The organism is Mycobacteroides chelonae CCUG 47445, from assembly GCF_001632805.1.
In the GTDB taxonomy this organism is placed as follows: domain Bacteria; phylum Actinomycetota; class Actinomycetes; order Mycobacteriales; family Mycobacteriaceae; genus Mycobacterium; species Mycobacterium chelonae.
The window spans coordinates 1,223,292-1,239,937 of sequence record NZ_CP007220.1 but is presented as its reverse complement, the minus strand read 5'-3'; the positions used below and the strand labels follow the sequence as shown (position 1 = coordinate 1,239,937).

22 protein-coding genes are annotated in these 16,646 nt (G+C 64.3%); 9 read left to right on the top strand and 13 right to left on the bottom strand.

Annotated features, from left to right (window positions below):
* Positions 1–36 precede the first annotated feature (36 nt).
* Together BB28_RS06135 and BB28_RS25620 are read left to right on the top strand one after the other, a co-directional pair.
* Positions 37–558, top strand: coding sequence for a DoxX family protein (locus tag BB28_RS06135; RefSeq protein ID WP_046252854.1), 522 nt, complete (start codon positions 37–39; stop codon positions 556–558).
* A gap of 118 nt (positions 559–676) precedes the next feature.
* Positions 677–802 carry a hypothetical protein gene (locus BB28_RS25620; RefSeq protein WP_044104255.1) on the top strand — a complete coding sequence of 42 codons (126 nt, stop codon included), beginning with the start codon at positions 677–679 and terminating at the stop codon, positions 800–802.
* Between the two features lie 164 nt (positions 803–966).
* Here BB28_RS25620 and BB28_RS06130 read toward each other — a convergent pair whose 3' ends face one another.
* From BB28_RS06130 to lpqS (BB28_RS06105), 6 genes are all read right to left on the bottom strand, one after another.
* Positions 967–2,748 carry an ABC-F family ATP-binding cassette domain-containing protein gene (locus BB28_RS06130; protein WP_081252217.1) on the bottom strand — a complete coding sequence of 594 codons (1,782 nt, stop codon included), beginning with the start codon at positions 2,746–2,748 and terminating at the stop codon, positions 967–969.
* A 7-nt stretch (positions 2,749–2,755) separates the two neighbouring features.
* Complete coding sequence (locus BB28_RS06125; protein WP_046252852.1) at positions 2,756–4,069, bottom strand: MDR family MFS transporter; 1,314 nt, start codon at positions 4,067–4,069, stop codon at positions 2,756–2,758.
* Entirely contained in the window at positions 4,021–5,046 is a 1,026-nt protein-coding gene (locus tag BB28_RS06120) for a PLP-dependent cysteine synthase family protein (protein ID WP_046255582.1), read from the bottom strand. The genes BB28_RS06125 and BB28_RS06120 overlap by 49 nt, the downstream gene beginning before the upstream one ends.
* 167 nt (positions 5,047–5,213) lie before the next feature.
* Entirely contained in the window at positions 5,214–5,636 is a 423-nt protein-coding gene (gene lpqS / locus BB28_RS06115; protein WP_109550634.1) for a putative copper homeostasis (lipo)protein LpqS, read from the bottom strand.
* 67 nt (positions 5,637–5,703) lie between these two features.
* Positions 5,704–5,964, bottom strand: coding sequence for a hypothetical protein (locus tag BB28_RS06110; protein WP_131727323.1), 261 nt, complete (start codon positions 5,962–5,964; stop codon positions 5,704–5,706).
* Between the two features lie 160 nt (positions 5,965–6,124).
* Positions 6,125–6,490, bottom strand: a complete 366-nt coding sequence (lpqS, locus tag BB28_RS06105; RefSeq protein WP_046252851.1) for a putative copper homeostasis (lipo)protein LpqS — start codon at positions 6,488–6,490, stop codon at positions 6,125–6,127.
* Positions 6,491–6,669: 179 nt separating this feature from the next.
* Between lpqS (BB28_RS06105) and BB28_RS06100 the strand changes: the two genes are divergently transcribed.
* Positions 6,670–8,193, top strand: a complete 1,524-nt coding sequence (locus BB28_RS06100) for a multicopper oxidase family protein (RefSeq protein ID WP_046252850.1) — start codon at positions 6,670–6,672, stop codon at positions 8,191–8,193.
* Between the two features lie 99 nt (positions 8,194–8,292).
* Complete coding sequence (locus tag BB28_RS06095; protein ID WP_046255579.1) at positions 8,293–8,571, top strand: hypothetical protein; 279 nt, start codon at positions 8,293–8,295, stop codon at positions 8,569–8,571.
* A 48-nt stretch (positions 8,572–8,619) separates the two neighbouring features.
* Here BB28_RS06095 and BB28_RS06090 read toward each other — a convergent pair whose 3' ends face one another.
* Positions 8,620–9,018, bottom strand: a complete 399-nt coding sequence (locus BB28_RS06090; RefSeq protein ID WP_046252849.1) for a VOC family protein — start codon at positions 9,016–9,018, stop codon at positions 8,620–8,622.
* A 118-nt stretch (positions 9,019–9,136) separates the two neighbouring features.
* On the opposite strand from BB28_RS06090, the gene BB28_RS06085 reads away from it, so the two are divergent.
* Positions 9,137–9,517: a nuclear transport factor 2 family protein gene (locus tag BB28_RS06085; RefSeq protein WP_046252848.1), complete on the top strand. Its 381-nt coding sequence runs from the start codon at positions 9,137–9,139 to the stop codon at positions 9,515–9,517.
* Between the two features lie 70 nt (positions 9,518–9,587).
* On the opposite strand, the gene BB28_RS06080 is transcribed toward BB28_RS06085, so the two are convergent.
* The gene (locus BB28_RS06080) at positions 9,588–10,139 is read right to left on the bottom strand and encodes a VOC family protein (protein ID WP_046252847.1); all 552 of its coding nucleotides are present in this window, start codon (positions 10,137–10,139) and stop codon (positions 9,588–9,590) included.
* Positions 10,140–10,232: 93 nt separating this feature from the next.
* Positions 10,233–11,306: a redox-regulated ATPase YchF gene (gene ychF, locus BB28_RS06075; RefSeq protein WP_046252846.1), complete on the bottom strand. Its 1,074-nt coding sequence runs from the start codon at positions 11,304–11,306 to the stop codon at positions 10,233–10,235.
* 3 nt (positions 11,307–11,309) lie between these two features.
* Between ychF and BB28_RS06070 the strand changes: the two genes are divergently transcribed.
* Entirely contained in the window at positions 11,310–11,696 is a 387-nt protein-coding gene (locus tag BB28_RS06070) for a DUF488 domain-containing protein (RefSeq protein WP_046252845.1), read from the top strand.
* On the opposite strand, the gene BB28_RS06065 is transcribed toward BB28_RS06070, so the two are convergent.
* The 4 genes from BB28_RS06065 to BB28_RS06050 form a co-directional block, all read right to left on the bottom strand.
* Positions 11,686–11,985 (bottom strand): hypothetical protein, encoded by a 300-nt coding sequence (locus BB28_RS06065; protein ID WP_046252844.1) that lies wholly within the window; start codon positions 11,983–11,985, stop codon positions 11,686–11,688. The genes BB28_RS06070 and BB28_RS06065 overlap by 11 nt on opposite strands.
* Positions 11,986–12,051: 66 nt before the next feature.
* Positions 12,052–12,321, bottom strand: coding sequence for a hypothetical protein (locus BB28_RS06060; RefSeq protein ID WP_046255578.1), 270 nt, complete (start codon positions 12,319–12,321; stop codon positions 12,052–12,054).
* Positions 12,322–12,499: 178 nt separating this feature from the next.
* The gene (locus BB28_RS06055) at positions 12,500–12,721 is read right to left on the bottom strand and encodes a PspC domain-containing protein (RefSeq protein WP_046252843.1); all 222 of its coding nucleotides are present in this window, start codon (positions 12,719–12,721) and stop codon (positions 12,500–12,502) included.
* Positions 12,722–12,757: 36 nt separating this feature from the next.
* Complete coding sequence (locus tag BB28_RS06050) at positions 12,758–13,081, bottom strand: hypothetical protein (RefSeq protein ID WP_046252842.1); 324 nt, start codon at positions 13,079–13,081, stop codon at positions 12,758–12,760.
* Between the two features lie 120 nt (positions 13,082–13,201).
* Between BB28_RS06050 and BB28_RS06045 the strand changes: the two genes are divergently transcribed.
* From BB28_RS06045 to BB28_RS06035, 3 genes are all read left to right on the top strand, one after another.
* Positions 13,202–15,469: a carbon starvation CstA family protein gene (locus BB28_RS06045; RefSeq protein ID WP_046252841.1), complete on the top strand. Its 2,268-nt coding sequence runs from the start codon at positions 13,202–13,204 to the stop codon at positions 15,467–15,469.
* A complete protein-coding gene (locus BB28_RS06040) occupies positions 15,466–15,645 on the top strand; it encodes a YbdD/YjiX family protein (RefSeq protein ID WP_046252840.1) in 180 nt (59 codons plus the stop codon). The genes BB28_RS06045 and BB28_RS06040 overlap by 4 nt, the downstream gene beginning before the upstream one ends.
* A 62-nt stretch (positions 15,646–15,707) precedes the next feature.
* Positions 15,708–16,646, top strand: a complete 939-nt coding sequence (locus BB28_RS06035; protein WP_046252839.1) for a DUF6542 domain-containing protein — start codon at positions 15,708–15,710, stop codon at positions 16,644–16,646.

Here is a 16,646-nt window from a genome sequence, read left to right as displayed (position 1 = left end):
GAATTCACCATAGCCCCCATGCCATAGACTTCCGGCGTGCCGAGCACCAAACAGTACAGCGATCCGTTGACCCGCAACGATATTGGACTCCTGGTCCTGCGTGTCGCGGTAGGAGTGACGCTGTGCTGGAGCGGGCTGAACATCGTGTTCGCCTCCGAGCAGTTCGCACAACTGGGCTCAGCGCCGATCCTCGCGCACCCCGATACGGCGGCTCGTGTGCTCGCGGGCATCTACAGCATCGGGGGCGCCATGCTGGTCGCCGGACTTCTCACTCCCGTGGGCGCCAGCGCCGTGCTGGGTTCGATGCTTTACGTCGCAACCCAGACCTATGTGGCGCGAAACGACCTGGTGCAATCGGGCCCGGCCGTGCAGTTTCCCCTTGTGCTGGGCGCGGCGGCCATGGCGCTGCTGCTGCTGGGCCCGGGACGCATCTCTGTGGACGGGCGATTTGGCCGCGACGAGTGGCCTTCCGCGGTCTCATCGGTGCTGCTCATCGCCGGAATCGGGGGCGCGATCGCCGCATGGGTGCTCGTTAAGGGCACCAACCCGTTTTCTTAAGAGTTCAGCAAGGCTGCTCATGGTCTATGACCTGGGCCGATGTCTGTAGCGAAAATTGCCAGACTTTTCCGATTCGTGACTCAATGATTTCTTAATAGTGACACCTACTGTTCAGTACATGACGAACGAGGAATTCGGTGCCACGGTCATCGAGATCGACTTCGAAGCCATCTACAGCGGCGAGATGCTGGTTGAGGGCGACAACTCGGAGCAGACCGATGAGTGGTTCCCGCTAGCCGTATAACGGCAGGTAGGCGAACCCCATAGGGGGGACGCATCGGCGAGGCGCGTAGCGCATCGCATGCCGGGCCAAGTCCCGGATGTTTCTCACTCATCCATTCAGTTCTAGAGCGAGGGCAGTCACACCGGCTGCCCTCGCTTTTTTATTGAGGATTAAGACCGTGTGGGCTACTCAAGCTCTTCGGCGAGTTCCATCCACTGCACCTCGGCCGCGTTCTTCTCGGCGACGACGGCATTGAGTTCGGCGGTCAGTGTCACCACCCGGTCCGGGTCGGTGGCATGTTCGGCGAGCCGCTCATGCAACACAGCCTCGCGCTCCCCCAGCTTGGCAACGAACCGTTCGAGTCGTCCGAGCTCTTTTTGTGCGGCCCGCAACGCCGCGCCATCGCGGCCACGATCGGGTGCCGGTTTTGTGGGCGCCGCAGTGGGTTGGACGTGCCGGCGCAGATACTCCTCGATGCCACCGGGCAGATTGGTCAGCTTGCCGTCACCGAACAGCGCCCACGTCGAGTCACAGACCCGCTCGATGAGATACCGGTCGTGGCTGACCACAACCAGGGTGCCCGCCCAGCCGTCCAGCAGATCCTCCACCTGCTGCAGGGTTTCGATGTCCAGGTCGTTGGTGGGCTCGTCGAGAAGAAGCACGTTCGGCTCGGCCATCAGCACACGAGTCAGCTGCAGCCGGCGACGCTCTCCACCGGAAAGGTCGGCGACCGGCGTGCGTTGACGTGCCGGGCTGAACCCGAGCATCTCGGCAACCTGCGAGGCGGAAAGCTCCTTGTCGCCCAACGTGATCCGCAACGCGATCGACTCGATCGCATCGAGCACCCGGATGTCGCCGGGCAGGTCGTCGAGCTCCTGGCGTAGCCAGCCGATGCTGACCGTCTTGCCTTCCTTGCGGTGTCCGGCGGCCAACGGCACCGCACCGGCAAGCACCCGCAGCAGGGTCGTCTTTCCGGATCCGTTGACGCCCACCAGGCCAATGCGCTCGCCCGGGGCCAGGCGCCAGGTCAGATCGCGCACCAGTTCCTCACCGGCGGGTGTCGTCACCGTCGCGTCCTCAAGTTCGATGACGATACGGCCCAGGCGGCGACGCGCAAATGCGCTCAGCGCCACCGAGTCTCGCGGCGGCGGCACATCGGCGATCAGGGCCTCGGCCGCCTCGATCCGGTATCGGGGCTTGGACGTACGCGCGGGTGGACCGCGCCGCAACCAGGCCAGCTCCTTGCGTGCGAGATTGCGGCGGCGCGCCTCCGCGGCGTCGGCCTGCCGCCCCCGTTCGGCACGGGCGAACGTCCAGTCGGCATAACCGCCTTCATACGATTCGACGCTGCCGTCGACAACCTCCCAGGTGCGGGTGGCCACGGTGTCCAGGAACCACCGATCGTGGGTCACGACCACCAGCGCGGTGCGCCGCGCCAGCAGATGCTCGGCGAGCCACTGGACGCCTTCGACGTCCAGGTGGTTCGTCGGCTCGTCGAGAATGAGCAGGTCCAGATCGCGTACAAGTGCGGCGGCGAGCCCCACGCGCCGCCGCTGGCCTCCGGACAGCTCATCCACGCGTCGATCCAGGCCGAGGGCCGCTACTCCAAGCCCTTCGAGGATTGAACGGATGCGCGCATCCCCGGCCCATTCGTGTTCGGCGACACCCAGGGGCGCGATCACGACATCGAAGACCGTCGCGCCTTCAAGATCGTCGCGCTGGGTGACGACGGCTTGGCGCAGGTCACCGGTCCGGCTCACTCTGCCCTGATCCGCCGGCTCGACACCGGCGAGCACCTCCAGCAGCGTGGTCTTGCCGCCACCGTTAAGGCCCACCACCCCGATGCGGTCTCCCGCTTGCACCCCCAGGCTGACGTTCGAGAGCAGCGGCTTGACGCCGTATGACTTCGAAACACTCTCGAGGTTGACGAGGTTGATGGGTTTAGCGGGGCTGGTCATGGCCTCCACAAACTACTCAGGCATTGGCAGGCTGCGCCACTTCCCTGCCCTGGTCCAGCAGACCTGCCCGCCGCAACGCGAACAGCGCCGCGGCACACACCAGCCCGATCGCGGTCAGCGACACCCATAACAAGGCCGGCTTACCGTGCTGCTGGGTGTAGCCGAATATCGAGCCGGTCAGCAGGTTCCCGGCCAAGATGCCGACTCCGACAATCGTGTTGTACAGGCCGTAGTGGGTGGCCACCAACCTGTTGCGCGCCAACCTGACCACGGTGTCCATCTCGAAGGGGAATGTCGCGATGGTGCCCACGGCCAGCAGGGCCGCCGCCAGCAGCAGCGCACCGATGGCAGCGAGTTGCCCCGCCGACGCCGCTGTGGGTAGCAGCATCAGCGGCACAAAGGCTGCCGCGATGACCAGCATTCCGAACACCAGGCTGCGGCTGGGGCCGAATCGCGCGGAAAGCCACCCGGTGAGTCGCACCTGCCCGGCGATAGCGACCAATCCGGACACCACGAAGATGCTTGTCACCAAAACCGTTTCGGACTTCTTGTCGCCGGTCAGCAGGGCCGCCTGGAACGGCAGCGCAAGGTAGACCTGGAACGTCAGCACGTAGGACCCGATCATGGCGCCGGAGAACAGCAGGAAGGCCCTGTTGGACACCACCGAACGCCAGTTGGCGAGCACCGGCTGGCGTTCCGCCTCCTGCTCGGCGCGGTTCGGCGGCAGGGCCATCAACTGGATCACCGTCAGGATCGCGAAGACCGCTGCGGCCACGGCGCAGGTGATCCGGAAGTCCCATGCCGTCAATGCGAGTCCAACGATCGGCCCGAACAGGATTCCCGCCTGGTAGAAGACGTTGAAGACGGCGAAGGCCTCCACTCGACGCTCTCCGGAATCTGCTGCCAGGTAAGCGCGCACCGCTGGGTTGAACAGAGCACCCGCGAAACCCGTTGCCGCCGAGGCGATCAGTATCGCCGGCAGGGAGCCGACGAAGGCCAACATCAGGAATCCACCGGTACGCAATAGACATCCCGCCACGATCAGTGGCTTGTATCCAAACCTGTCGGCCAGGGTGCCGCCGACCAGAAACATGCCCTGCTGAGAGAAGTTTCGGACCCCCAGCACCAGCCCCACCATCCATGCGGCCAAGCCCAACGGCCCGGCCAGGTATCCGGCGAGGTAGGGCATCAGCATGTAGAAGCCGACGTTGATGGCGAACTGATTCACCATCAGGATCTGGCTGGGCCGGTCGAAAGACCGGAACTGGCGGAAGGTTTCGATCACGCCATTCTCCCGATGGGGTCGATCACGCGGGTCAGCCTGGTCCATCGGTCCACTACCCGATCCGACGGATCGTCGATCACGTCGGGATCCTGCGCCGGTGGACGGTCCAACAGATCGTGGCTGCGGCAGTAATCGTCATCGTAGATGGTGCCGTGGTAGCGCATCGGACCGTCGGGGAAGATTGCCGCGACACGCGATCCGGGAGCCGATGTCCGCGCCACCCACCCCGCGACCAATGCCACCGCACCGACACTCCACCCGCCGCTGGCGTGGTACGCAGCGGCCAGCGTCCGGGCCGCCCAGACGGCCTCATTCGGTGCCACCCAATGCGCTTCGTCAAATGCGGTGTAGTCGACATTGCCCGGATAGATGCTCGACCCGAGGCCGCGCATCAGACGTGAGCTGGCAGGCTGCCCGAAAATCGTGGAGCCGATGGTGTCGACCCCTACCAGTCGCAGGTTCGGATTATGTTCCCGCAGTACACGTCCCACACCCGAGGAATGCCCGCCGGTTCCCACCGAGCAGACCAGGGTATCCACCGTTCCCAGCTGGTCGATCAGTTCTTCCGCGAGCCCGCGGTAGGCATCGACATTGTCGGGGTTCTGGTACTGATCGGGGCACCACGAATCCGTTTCGGCGGCAAGTATTTCTGCGACACGATCCTTACGCGCCTGCTGCCATCCTCCGATCGGATGTGGTTCTGTGACGATCTCGACCCGAGCGCCGTAGGCGGTCAACATGCTGCGCACGATGGGCTCCAGGCCCGGGTCGGTGACGAGGGTGACCGGGTGCCGGTAGATGATTCCGGCCAGGGCCAGTCCCAGCCCCAGCGTCCCGCTGGTTGATTCGACGATCATGGCACCGGGCTTGAGTTCTCCGCGCGCCCTGGCCTGTTCGATCATGTGTAGTGCAGGCCGGTCTTTCATGCCGTTGGGGTTATGACCTTCGAGCTTGGCCCAGAAGCCGGTGCCCGGTGTCGCGAACGGCTCCGATACCCACAGCACCGGGGTGTTGCCTACCAGCGTGTTGGGGTCGTGGAACTTAGGTCCTAGGTGTGTGCAGCTACGACGAGATGACAGAGCAATGCTGTTGTTCATTGAGAATCCCTGCGTGGGGGCCGCACGGCGCGGCCGGGAAGCTGATGACGGCGTGCGGGCATGGCGGAACTCCGCTTTGCCCGAGGGGTCGATCAGCGCCGAATGACGCAGAGTTTGGTGAGGATGTCGCGGCCCGTTCGGGCCCCGTGATAACCGATAGCACGTGGTGGACCGCGCGAGAGTTGGGCAGCCGCGGGCTGGAACACCAGCATGGCGAGAGCAAACGCGGCCAGTACGAAGAGAATCCGCAGTGGATTGAAACCCCGGGCCAGTGCGACCAGCCCGTCCGCGGTCTGACATGCCATCTCGTGGACCGCGTTGTCGAGGTGCGCATGGGTAGCCGATGGACCGTGCCCCTGGAGTGCGGCGTGCGTCGCCTTATGGTGCGGCGCCTCACCGCCGCCATGACCGACGGAGACACAGTGCAAGATCGGCAGGGTCGCGACCGTTGCGACGAGGACCGCGACCAGCCACAGCCGCCCACGGCGACTCGTGCGGCGCGCTTCGGTCAGCATGACGCGAGGTTAGCACGATTTAACATACCCTCATGGGGTATGTGACCTGATCGCTATCTAACTGTGGTCAGCACTCAACGCTGACATGCATGACCCGGTAGTCGAGTACCTGGACCAGCGGACTGGTGGGATCGGCCACACGGATGCGCTGCCAGCGGTACTCCGACCGCCCCTCACGCACGGAGGTCGCAACGCATTCGGTCAGCGGTGCGCTGCCGCGCCGATTGATGACGACCCTGTCTCCCCGGGCCTTCAGGGACGTGATGACAACGTCGGCGTTCCCATGGTTCTTGGGACCGGCGTCGGCACGCGGAGTGCCAACAGCCATGAGTGCACCAGCAACAGCCGCGGCCACACAGAGGCCGCCGAGGCGGTGGAAGATAAGGCGTCCGTACATAACGATTCCCAACGTCTGCGCCACTTCGGTGTGGCGAGTCTTCACTGACAGCCGTATGCGGCAGAAGGACATATCCGCCGCAAGGGATTCATCAGCGTCGACTCACACAAATCTGATGCAGACGGGCCCTGCCACCCACGACCGCGACACACGCACGACGGCGAGGAGGCGCGCGTGTGACCACCACCCGCAAAGGGAGTAGCGAGACAGCCAGCGTCACGACCAGCGCCGCCGCCCATAGCATTCGGAATGCGTTACCGGATCGGACTTTTCCGGCGATCACATCAAAGATCTGGCTGGTGAAATCCTGGGAGGCCCTGCCGATGTGTTGGCCCACACCCGCAGCAGTATCGGACGCAGAAGCAACGAGGTGATGCGAGACGACCGGGAGTGCCGCATCGGCCATCACCGTGCAATGCAGCACTGGCAGTGCGGCGATCACGCCTGCGACGAGCACGGCGATCCATCGCGATCGCGACGGCCCCCTGTTTTTCAGCACGTCGCCGCGACCAGCACGCGGGCACCCGATACGACGCGGACCCGCCACACCGGTTGCAGTTCCCCACTGGACGGCAACACACACCGACCGTAGCACGCGATTCGCTTTAAATACCCCTACGGGGTATACATAACATCATGACAACGGGCAATTCACCACTGCTTGGCCGCCGCGATCTCCTCCGTCTGGGCATGACGGTGGCCGCAGCCGGGTTTCTCGCGTCCTGCACCAGGGGCCCCTCCGGAACCGCGACACCACAACGTGTTAACCCTGATTCGGCCCGGGTGGCCGCAGTGGAAGCGGCCCGGCGACCCCAGGGGGCTGCGGTCAGACAGTTCGCTCTGAACGCTGGCCCCACTCAGCTCGACCTCGCCGGAACCCAGGTGCAAACATGGGCATACGGTGGGCGGGTACCCGGCCAGGAGATCCGCGTTCGCAAGGGTGAAGTCCTGCGTGTGCAAACTACTAACAACCTCCCGGCGCCCACCACCGTGCACTGGCACGGGCTCGCCCTGCGCAACGACATGGACGGCGTGCCCGGCCTCACCCAGCCGGAAATACCGCCCACCGGAGTGTTCGACTACGAGTTCGCGGTGCCCCACGCGGGGACGTACTGGTTCCATCCCCACGTCGGTACGCAAATCGATCGCGGACTGTACGCGCCGCTGATCATCGAGGACCCCGACGAGCGCACCGGATACGACGAGGAGTTGGTGGTGGCGCTCGATGACTGGATCGACGGCACCGGTACCGATCCCGACCAAGTGCTCGAAGGATTGCGCGCCAAGGGCATGCCCCCGATGGATCATTCGATGATGGGAGGCATGGGATCGGACCCAACGACGCCGCTGGGTGTGGACGCCGGCGATGTGAAGTACCCCCACTATCTGATCAACGGGCGGGTGGCTGCCGATCCGCAGACCACCACCTATCGCTCCGGACAGCGGGTGCGGTTGCGCATCGTCAACGCCGGCGGCGACACGGCGTTCCGGGTCAGCATTCCCGGCGTGCCGATGACAGTCACCCACACCGACGGCTTCCCGGTGCAGCCCTACAAGGCCGACACCGTTCTGGTGACCATGGGCGAGCGGGTCGATGCCGTCGTCACCATCCCGGGTTCGTCGGTGCCGCTCGTGGCGGTGCCGGAGGGGAAAGATGGCTTTGCCCAACTGATTCTGCGTTCGGGCGATACCCCGGTGCGCGGGCGCGCCGAAGATGCCGCGATGCTGATGAAGTCCCAGGTGCCACTGGACACCGCGACGCTCAGCGCTACCCCCGAGGTTCAACTGAGCCAGCGCAACGCGGACGTCATTCACGATGTCCGGTTGGCCGGACCCGTCGGCAAGTACACCTGGACAATCAACGGCAAGACCTACGACCCGCGCGACGGACTGCCCGTACGTGAGGGTCAACGGACACGGCTACGTTTCGTCAACGACTCGATGATGTTCCACCCCATGCATCTCCACGGGCACACCTTCTCGGTCCGCGATGCGAAGGGGACGTACCGCGCCCGCAAAGATACGGTCCTCGTCGCCCCCATGAAGACCGTCGAAGTGGACTTCGATGCCGACAATCCCGGGCAGTGGCTTACCCACTGTCACAACATCTATCACGGCGAAGCCGGAATGATGGCGGTCGTGTCCTACGTGCAGGACTAACGCGCGGCCTATTCTCTGCAGCACATGCATTGCGACCTTCACGGAGAGCAAGGTTGCTACCCTCGCAGAGAGATATACAACCGCGTGAAGGGAGTTCCGGTGGCAAGTGAAGGCGCAGTTCGCCCCGAGGACGTTCTGTCCGACGCCGACAACTCAACCACCGTCGATGGAATCAGCGTACGGAAGGGCACAGTCGCGGCATTCATCGCGAATGCCAAACTCTTAGAGACCACTCCCGAATCAGATCCACGGCGCGCGGCCATCGAAAGCGAACTCCGAAACCTAGCGCCGGCCGTGCGTGCAGTCGGTCTCCTCGACGTATTCACACCGCGCTCGGTATTCATCACTTCGATCCTGAACGAGGCGGCAGCGGATTAGGCGAACGCGGCGGATCGAAACTGCCCGTGCGCACATGTCGACGACGAGTCATACCCCGAACTTGGCGCGCGCCCCGTCGGTGACCGGGGTGAACAGATTAACGAGATTCCCGTCGGGATCCCGGAACAGCACGGCACGGTTCCCCCACGGCATCGTTGTCGGTTGGGTGACCACATCGGCGAGTTGCTCGCGAAGCCGGGCGAATTCGGCGTCGACGTCATCCACGATGAATTCGAGAATGGCTGTGCGATTCGCGGCCGGCTCGGCAGATCCCTGCCCGAACAGCGGGACGGTTTTCTCGCTGCCGATCGCCAGCGTGCCGACCGACGTCGGAATCTCTGCGAAAAGCTCATTCCCCCAGACGGCCACTGCTTCGGTGACCATCTCGTAGAACGTGACCAACCGATCGACGTCGGCTGTGATGATTCGTGTCGAAACGAATCTCATTGGTAGACCTCCTGGGGATGCCGCCGAGGATCGGCGGACTGCGCGGTGAGCCAGATGCTAGGCGCGCACCCCGACAAGTCCGGGAAACTGGAACCATCTGATCGAAAGAAAGGCCTCTATGAACGACGTGGATCTACGCGGTGCGCTCGAAGCCCACTGGGCAGCCTCCGACGCAGACGACTTCGATGCAGAACATCGGGTCTATCGAGACGATGCGGTTCTCGAATACCCGCAGTCTGGTGAGCGAATTCGTGGCCGCGCCAACATTCAAGCCTCGCGCAAAGCTCAGCCGAACAAGAAACGGTTCACCGTGCGACGGATTACCGGTGGTGGTGATCTATGGGTCAGCGAGCTCGTCGCAACGTACGACGCACAGCCCTTTCACGTTGTGAGCGTCATGGAGTTCGAAGACGGTGAGGTGATCCGCGAAACGCAGTATTTCGGCGAACCCTTCGAACCCGGCCCCTCGCGCGCTCAATGGGTTGAACCCATCGGGTGATCAGACGTTGAAAAGGAATTCGACTACGTCGCGGTGCGGCGAGATCTGTCAACTCGAACGGTTACGCCGTTCACCGACGAGGTAGCGTTCGCCGTGCCTGCCAGACAAGGCCCGGTACGCTACTAGCGAGGTCTGGCCGACTGCCCGCGAAGCCGCTGAGCGCACGATAGAACGACCAAACCTGGCGCGGAGTAGGAATTTTCGGCATCCACGCCAACTCCCAATGAATACCGTTGATTGGGTCGTCGAAGAACACGGCGTAATAGCCCGGCCAGTACTGCGGATACGTCTTAGGCTCGTCAGTAACCTCGATACCCCGCGGGATCAAGAACTCGCGGTAAAAGCGATCGACCTCTTTCCTGCTGCGGGCCCACAGCGCAACGTGATTGACGCCCACGGCCTGTTCGGCATGGGTCAGCTTTCCTCCGGTCCGGGCCGGCTGCACACCGATGTAGCTGTGGAGATTGAAATGCTGAGTCATGTAGTAAATCGACTGGTACTCCATGTTCAACGATGAAAAGCTGCTATACCCCAGCCAGCCGAACAAGGCGTCATAGAAGGCGATGGAAGCGTCATACTCCAGTACCGCGAACTCAACGTGACTTACACCGCGCCACCGCATTCTGCCCCCTACGAATCGTCTACTACACAGTGCAGTAGGACTGACCATGACAGTGAAGCACTCACCGTGTCGCAGGGCTACGGTTTCTGCTGATCAGACGTTGAAGCGGAACTCCACTACGTCGCCGTCGACCATGACGTAGTCCTTGCCTTCCATCCGGACCTTCCCGGCAGCCTTCGCCGCGGCCATCGAACCGGCTTCGACGAGGTCCTCGTAGGACACCACCTCGGCCTTGATGAAGCCTTTCTCGAAGTCGGTATGGATGACCCCGGCCGCCTTGGGCGCGGTGTCTCCTTGATGAATCGTCCACGCCCGGGCCTCTTTTGGCCCCGCGGTCAGGTAGGTCTGCAGCTTGAGCGTGTGGAAACCCGCATGCGCCAACGCATCCAGGCCCCGTTCGCTCTGCCCGATGGACTCCAGCAGCTCGGCGGCGGACTCCTCGTCCAGCTCCTGCAACTCGGACTCGATCTTCGCGTCCAGGAACACCGCATCGGCGGGGGCCACCAGCTCCCGCAGCTGAGCGACCCGCGCCTCGTCGCCGAGCACCGACTCGTCGGCGTTGAACACGTACAGGAAGGGCTTGGTGGTCATCAGGTTCAGCTCGCGCACCACCGACCAGTCCTGCCCGGTCGAGAACAGGGTCTTGCCGCTGTCGAGAACCTCTTGAGCGGCCTTGGCGGCATCGGCGAGCGGCTGACGGTCCTTCTTGGTCTTAGCTTCCTTCTCCAGCCGCGGCACCGCCTTCTCCAGCGTCTGCATGTCGGCGAGAATCAGCTCGGTCTCGATCACCTCGATGTCGGCGGCCGGATCGACGCGGCCATCGACGTGCACGACGTCGTCATCGGCGAACACCCGCACCACCTGACAGATGGCATCGCATTCGCGGATGTTGGCCAGAAACTTGTTCCCCAGCCCGGCCCCCTCGGAGGCACCCTTGACGATTCCGGCGATGTCCACGAACGTCACGGTCGCGGGCAGGGTCCGCGCCGAGCCGAAAACCTCCGCCAGCTTGTCCAGGCGCGGGTCCGGCAGCGGCACCACGCCCTCGTTCGGTTCGATGGTCGCAAACGGGTAGTTGGCCGCCAGTACGTTGTTGCGCGTTAACGCGTTGAACAGCGTCGACTTTCCGACGTTCGGCAGACCAACGATTCCCAAGTTCAGGCTCACGAGATGGTGAGTCTACGGACCCCGGCAGATAAGAATGCTCAGGTGACCTTTTCCACCAAGCGGATCTACGAGACTCCCGACCCCTCGGACGGTTATCGCGTGCTGGTCGACCGGCTGTGGCCGCGGGGCGTGAGCAAGGCTGCCGCGCAGGTCGACCTCTGGTTCAAGGACATCGCACCGAGCCCCGACCTGCGGGTCCGCTGGCACCACGCCCCCGCTGAGGAGTGGGGCACCTACGCCGACGAGTACCGCGCCGAGCTGGCTACCAACCCGGCGGTGGACACCGCCCACGAGCTCGAACGCGAACACGGCACCGTCACGCTGCTCTACGCCGCCAAGGACCCGGAGCACAATCACGCGATCGTACTGCGGGATTTCCTCAGCACTTGATGTCGACGTGCATCACGCGATGAGTCGACAGGATCGATCCACCCCAGCTAGTCCCCGGCGCATTGATCGACGCCCCCGGCGCCAACAACCTGCCGGGCCGCACGGCGGTCGCCTTGCAGTCCGCCATGGGACCACTGCCCACGCGGTTGATCACGACGACGTTCCCGCGGGCCTCCAAGTCGGCGATGACGTCGGCAGCAGGATCGCCGTCGGGACCGGCCTGCGCCGTCGGCGCGGTGAGAAGTGTCGCTGCGACCGCCAGCGCGGATACCGCAAAACGAGAAATCATGGATGCTCCTGTGTAGAACCGCGCTATCGCGGCATGACTGATACGGGGTCGGGTTAACCGACCCCCTCAGCACCGATTCACACAGCCTTTGAGTAACACCACCCGGCCTGGTTGGCCGACGATCCGTTGCAGCACAGGCGATCCCCGTGTCGCGGTGAGCAGCACGTAGCGCACTACGAACCCCAGCACCAGCAGCATCGCCCCCGCGAGAACCCCGCGGCACATCTTGGCGATCTGCACTACCTGCGCGAAGGCATCGACCTGAGGCGCGTCCGCCGGCGCCGCGCTCGTACCGTCCCGATCGACGGCGTGCGTCATGGCCGTTGCCTGGCCCATGACACTTCCCGGATTCACCCCGACGAAGCACAGCACGCCCACGACAACGGCTACCGCAATAACCCGTAGGGGGTAGTCGTATCGCCGCACGTCCGCAGCCTAACCCACGATTTGCCGGTCAGAGGAACCCCATACACCCGTTGGTTACGAAAAATTAACTTAACGCCCGCCGCCGGGCTCACTGCTCCCGTGGAATGAGCGCCCACAACACCAGGTAGGCCAGCACCTGCGGCCCGGGAAGCAGGATCGATGTGACCGTGAGCACCCGGACGATCGTGACGTCCCATCCGAAGCGCTGCGCGATTGCCGCGCACACCCCGCCGATCATCTTCCCCGCGCGGGGCCGTCGCAGTGCAGTAGTCATAAATTCACCGTAGACCGCCGAAACATCCAGGCGCATCAGGGAAGCCCCTGATCTTTCCCTGGTCTTCGCGGCTCAGCACGCCAGGTCCACGTAATAGGTTCCGTGATCCAGCACCTTCTGAGGAACCGACTTGGAACTGGCACCAACAGGACGCTCATACCGGTACACCGAGGGGCCCTGCCGCACCCGGATCACCGTGCAGTCCTCCAATGGCCAATTACCTGTCCGATTCAGGATGACGTAACTTCCTTGTTCCTCAAGAGAACTGATCACCGCCTCGGCGTCTCCATACCCTTGCGGCCCCGCATGCGCAACGGCCGCCAGCGCCACCGCCGCAACGGGGAGAACGATCACCATGGCGTCCAAAGCCGTTGCAAACCACGCTGTTTTGGTCATGCCTCGACGCTATGAATCAAGATCACGAGCCACATCAGGGATCGCCCCGATCTATCCCTGAACTTGAACAGACACTCGATGTACGACAGGGCGCCACAGCGGGGACCTAAGGTAACGCGCATGGCCACCGCCGCAGAGCCCCAGGACCTGACTCCCCCACCCGGCGTCGAACTGCTGCGGACCGACCCCGACCTTCCACCCGTCGGCGTCATCGACAACCGGGCACCCTCACCCACGTCGCGCGTGGTGCTGGTGTTGGTGGCACTACTGGGAGCCTTCGCCTGGACGATGATCGCGCTGCTGCGCGGAGAACACGTCAACGCGGTCTGGTTCGTCGTGGCCGCGATCTGCACCTACCTCATCGCCTACCGGTTCTACGCCAAGCTGATTGAACGCAAACTCGTCAGACCGCGGGATGACCGCGCCACCCCCGCCGAGACGCTCGACAACGGCAAGGACTTCGTCCCCACCGACCGGCGGGTGCTGTTCGGCCACCACTTCGCCGCCATCGCCGGAGCGGGCCCGCTGGTCGGCCCGGTACTGGCCGCGCAAATGGGGTACCTGCCCGGAATCATCTGGATTGTCGTCGGCGTCGTGCTGGCCGGGGCAGTCCAGGACTACCTGGTGCTGGTGATCTCGACCCGTCGCGGTGGTCGCAGTCTGGGCCAAATGGCCCGCGACGAGATGGGCACCGTCGGCGGTGTCGCCGCGATGGTGGCCATCTTCGTCATCATGATCATCCTGATCGCGGTGCTGGGCCTGGTCGTCGTCAACGCCCTCGGTGAAAGCCCCTGGGGCGTGTTCTCCATCGCGATGACCATCCCCATCGCGCTGTTCATGGGCGTGTATCTGCGTTACCTGCGGCCGGGCAAGGTCAGTGAGGTGACCGTCATCGGTGTCGCACTGCTGCTCGCCGCGATCATCTCCGGTCGCTGGGTCGCCGAATCGGGATGGGGCGAAACACTGTTCAGCCTCGACAAAACCACCATTGCCTGGCTGATGATGTTCTACGGGTTCGCCGCCTCGGTGCTGCCGGTGTGGCTGCTGCTCGCTCCCCGCGACTACCTGTCGACCTTCATGAAGGTCGGGACCATCGCGATGCTGGCCCTGGGCATCCTGATCGCCCGGCCGGTGGCGCAACTGCCCGCGGTCAGCGAGTTCGCCTTCAACACTTCGGGCCCGGCCTTCGCCGGATCGCTGTTCCCGTTCCTGTTCATCACCATCGCCTGCGGGGCGCTCTCGGGCTTTCATTCACTGATCGCCTCGGGAACCACACCCAAGCTGCTGGAGAAGGAGAGCCAGGCCCGCTTCATCGGGTACGGGGGCATGCTCACCGAGTCCTTCGTGGCCGTCATGGCGTTGGTCACCGCGGCGATCCTCAACCAGCACTTGTACTTTGCGATCAACGCACCCACCGCGGCCACGGGCGGTACCGCCGAAACCGCGGCCGCCTACGTCAACGCACTGCCGATCGGCGGTCCGGACATCACCGGTGCACAGCTGACCCAAACAGCCAAGGACATCGGCGAGACCTCGATCGTCTCGCGCACCGGCGGCGCCCCCACCCTGGCCATCGGGATCTCACATGTCATGTCGGATGTATTCGGCGGCAGCGGTTTCAAGGCGTTCTGGTACCACTTCGCGATCATGTTCGAGGCGCTGTTCATCCTCACCACCGTCGACGCCGGCACCCGGGTTGCCCGGTTCATGCTGTCGGATTCCCTGGGGAACCTGGGCGGGCCGCTGCGCCGCTTCAAGGACGCCTCCTGGCGGCCCGGGGCGTGGATCTGCTCGGCGATCGTCGTCGGCGGCTGGGGCTCGATCCTGCTCATGGGCGTCACCGATCCCCTCGGCGGTATCAACACCCTGTTCCCGTTGTTCGGCATCGCCAACCAGCTGTTGGCTGCGATCGCCTTGACGGTGGTGCTGACGGTCGTCGTCAAACAGCGGCTCTACACGTGGGCCTGGATTCCCGCTGTCCCACTGGCCTGGGACCTCATTGTCACCATGACCGCGTCCTGGCAGAAGATCTTCTCGTCTGATCCCGCGGTGGGCTACTGGAAGCAGCACCAGCTGTACGCGGCGGCACGCGACGCGGGTTTGACGACGTTCAAGACCGCCAAGACGCCCGAGGCCATCGATGCCGTGATCCGAAACACGTTTGTGCAGGGGACGCTGTCGATTGTCTTCGCCTCGTTGGTGTTGGTGGTCGTCGCGGCCGCCGCCTGGACGTGTCTGCGCGCGGTGCGGGCCGGAGGTCTGCCAACCACCGAAGACGACGATGTTCCGTCCCGGCTTTTCGCACCCAGCGGCTTCCTGCCCACCGATGTGGAGAAGGAAGTCGAGAAGCAATGGGCAGCACGCGAACTCGCCGGGACCCGGACATGAAGCTGATCAAGGGGCTGGTGTGGTGGTTCACCTCGGTCATGGGCGATCACGACTACCAGCGATATGTCGAGCACCTACGGCGCCGCCATCCGGGCGCTCCGGTGCCCACCGAAGCCGAATTTTGGCGCTCGCGGTACGCCGATGCGGACGCGAATCCGTCGGCGCGGTGCTGCTGACACAAGCACGCTGACGGGCACCGTTACCGAACATCCGGCTCGGCACCGGTACCTTTCAACATGTGACAGGTCAACGCGCCCGCTCATCGGTGGAAGCCGATCACCGGTCTGCGCACCCCGATATCCCGGGTGTGCCGTGGTGGGGCGCAATCCTGATCGCGGTCGCTGGCACCGCGCTCGGTTTCGCAATTGACGCGATGGCCAATGGTGAGAAGCTGACCGGCGCGTTCGCCGGCTGCTACGCGGCGGGATGCGTCCTAGCGGTTTTCGCGGTGCGGTATTCATCGATCTTCACCGCCGTCGTGCAGCCGCCGCTGATCCTGTTCGCGAGCATCCCGATGGCCTACATGATCATGTCGAAGGGACCCGCCGATGGCATCAGGAACATGGCCATCACCACCGGGTACCCGCTGATCGAACGCTTCCCGCTGATGATCAGCACCGCGTTGGGCGTGCTGATCATCGGAGTGGTGCGCTGGTACTGGGGGATCTTCACCAGTAAGCCCGCCAAAGAAAAAACGGCCAAGCCCAAGGCCGCGAAGACCACAAAGGCCACCAAGCCGAGGACGTCCTCACGGACCCGGGTACAGGCGCTGGTGGATGCCGACGCCGACACCACGGGCAGGAGCGCGGGAACAACCACGCGGACCCGACGGCCCCGCCCCGACGAGGCCGTCGCCCGGACACGCCACGGACGGCACGAATCCGGCACACGTCGCCGTCCGGCACCCGATTCCGAACCCGTCTCGCGGCGGGCATCGGCGGTCGGCACCCCGTGGGAAGACGAGCGCCCGATGCGGACCGAACGCCGTCCCGCGCGACGGGCTCGCGACGAGTACGACGACTACGGGTATGAACCGCGGCCCCGCTACCGGGAGCCCCGCGCAGAACCCGCGCGTGAGCCGCACCGCCCCGCCGTCAGGTACAGAGATGAGCGTCCACCGGCTCCTCCACGGCGCCGTCCGGATCGATACGACGACGCCTGGGACTACGACCGCTAG

Coding starts and splice junctions, on each gene's coding strand:
- BB28_RS25620 (WP_044104255.1), top strand. CDS start 677: ATGACGAACGAGGAATTCGGTGCCACGGTCATCGAGATCGACTTCGAA.
- BB28_RS06125 (WP_046252852.1), bottom strand. CDS start 4,069: ATGGACCAGGCTGACCCGCGTGATCGACCCCATCGGGAGAATGGCGTG.
- lpqS (WP_109550634.1), bottom strand. CDS start 5,636: ATGCTGACCGAAGCGCGCCGCACGAGTCGCCGTGGGCGGCTGTGGCTG.
- BB28_RS06110 (WP_131727323.1), bottom strand. CDS start 5,964: ATGGCTGTTGGCACTCCGCGTGCCGACGCCGGTCCCAAGAACCATGGG.
- BB28_RS06100 (WP_046252850.1), top strand. CDS start 6,670: ATGACAACGGGCAATTCACCACTGCTTGGCCGCCGCGATCTCCTCCGT.
- BB28_RS06090 (WP_046252849.1), bottom strand. CDS start 9,018: ATGAGATTCGTTTCGACACGAATCATCACAGCCGACGTCGATCGGTTG.
- BB28_RS06085 (WP_046252848.1), top strand. CDS start 9,137: ATGAACGACGTGGATCTACGCGGTGCGCTCGAAGCCCACTGGGCAGCC.
- BB28_RS06080 (WP_046252847.1), bottom strand. CDS start 10,139: ATGCGGTGGCGCGGTGTAAGTCACGTTGAGTTCGCGGTACTGGAGTAT.
- BB28_RS06070 (WP_046252845.1), top strand. CDS start 11,310: ATGGTGAGTCTACGGACCCCGGCAGATAAGAATGCTCAGGTGACCTTT.
- BB28_RS06065 (WP_046252844.1), bottom strand. CDS start 11,985: ATGATTTCTCGTTTTGCGGTATCCGCGCTGGCGGTCGCAGCGACACTT.
- BB28_RS06060 (WP_046255578.1), bottom strand. CDS start 12,321: ATGGGCCAGGCAACGGCCATGACGCACGCCGTCGATCGGGACGGTACG.
- BB28_RS06055 (WP_046252843.1), bottom strand. CDS start 12,721: ATGCGCCTGGATGTTTCGGCGGTCTACGGTGAATTTATGACTACTGCA.
- BB28_RS06050 (WP_046252842.1), bottom strand. CDS start 13,081: ATGACCAAAACAGCGTGGTTTGCAACGGCTTTGGACGCCATGGTGATC.
- BB28_RS06045 (WP_046252841.1), top strand. CDS start 13,202: ATGGCCACCGCCGCAGAGCCCCAGGACCTGACTCCCCCACCCGGCGTC.
- BB28_RS06040 (WP_046252840.1), top strand. CDS start 15,466: ATGAAGCTGATCAAGGGGCTGGTGTGGTGGTTCACCTCGGTCATGGGC.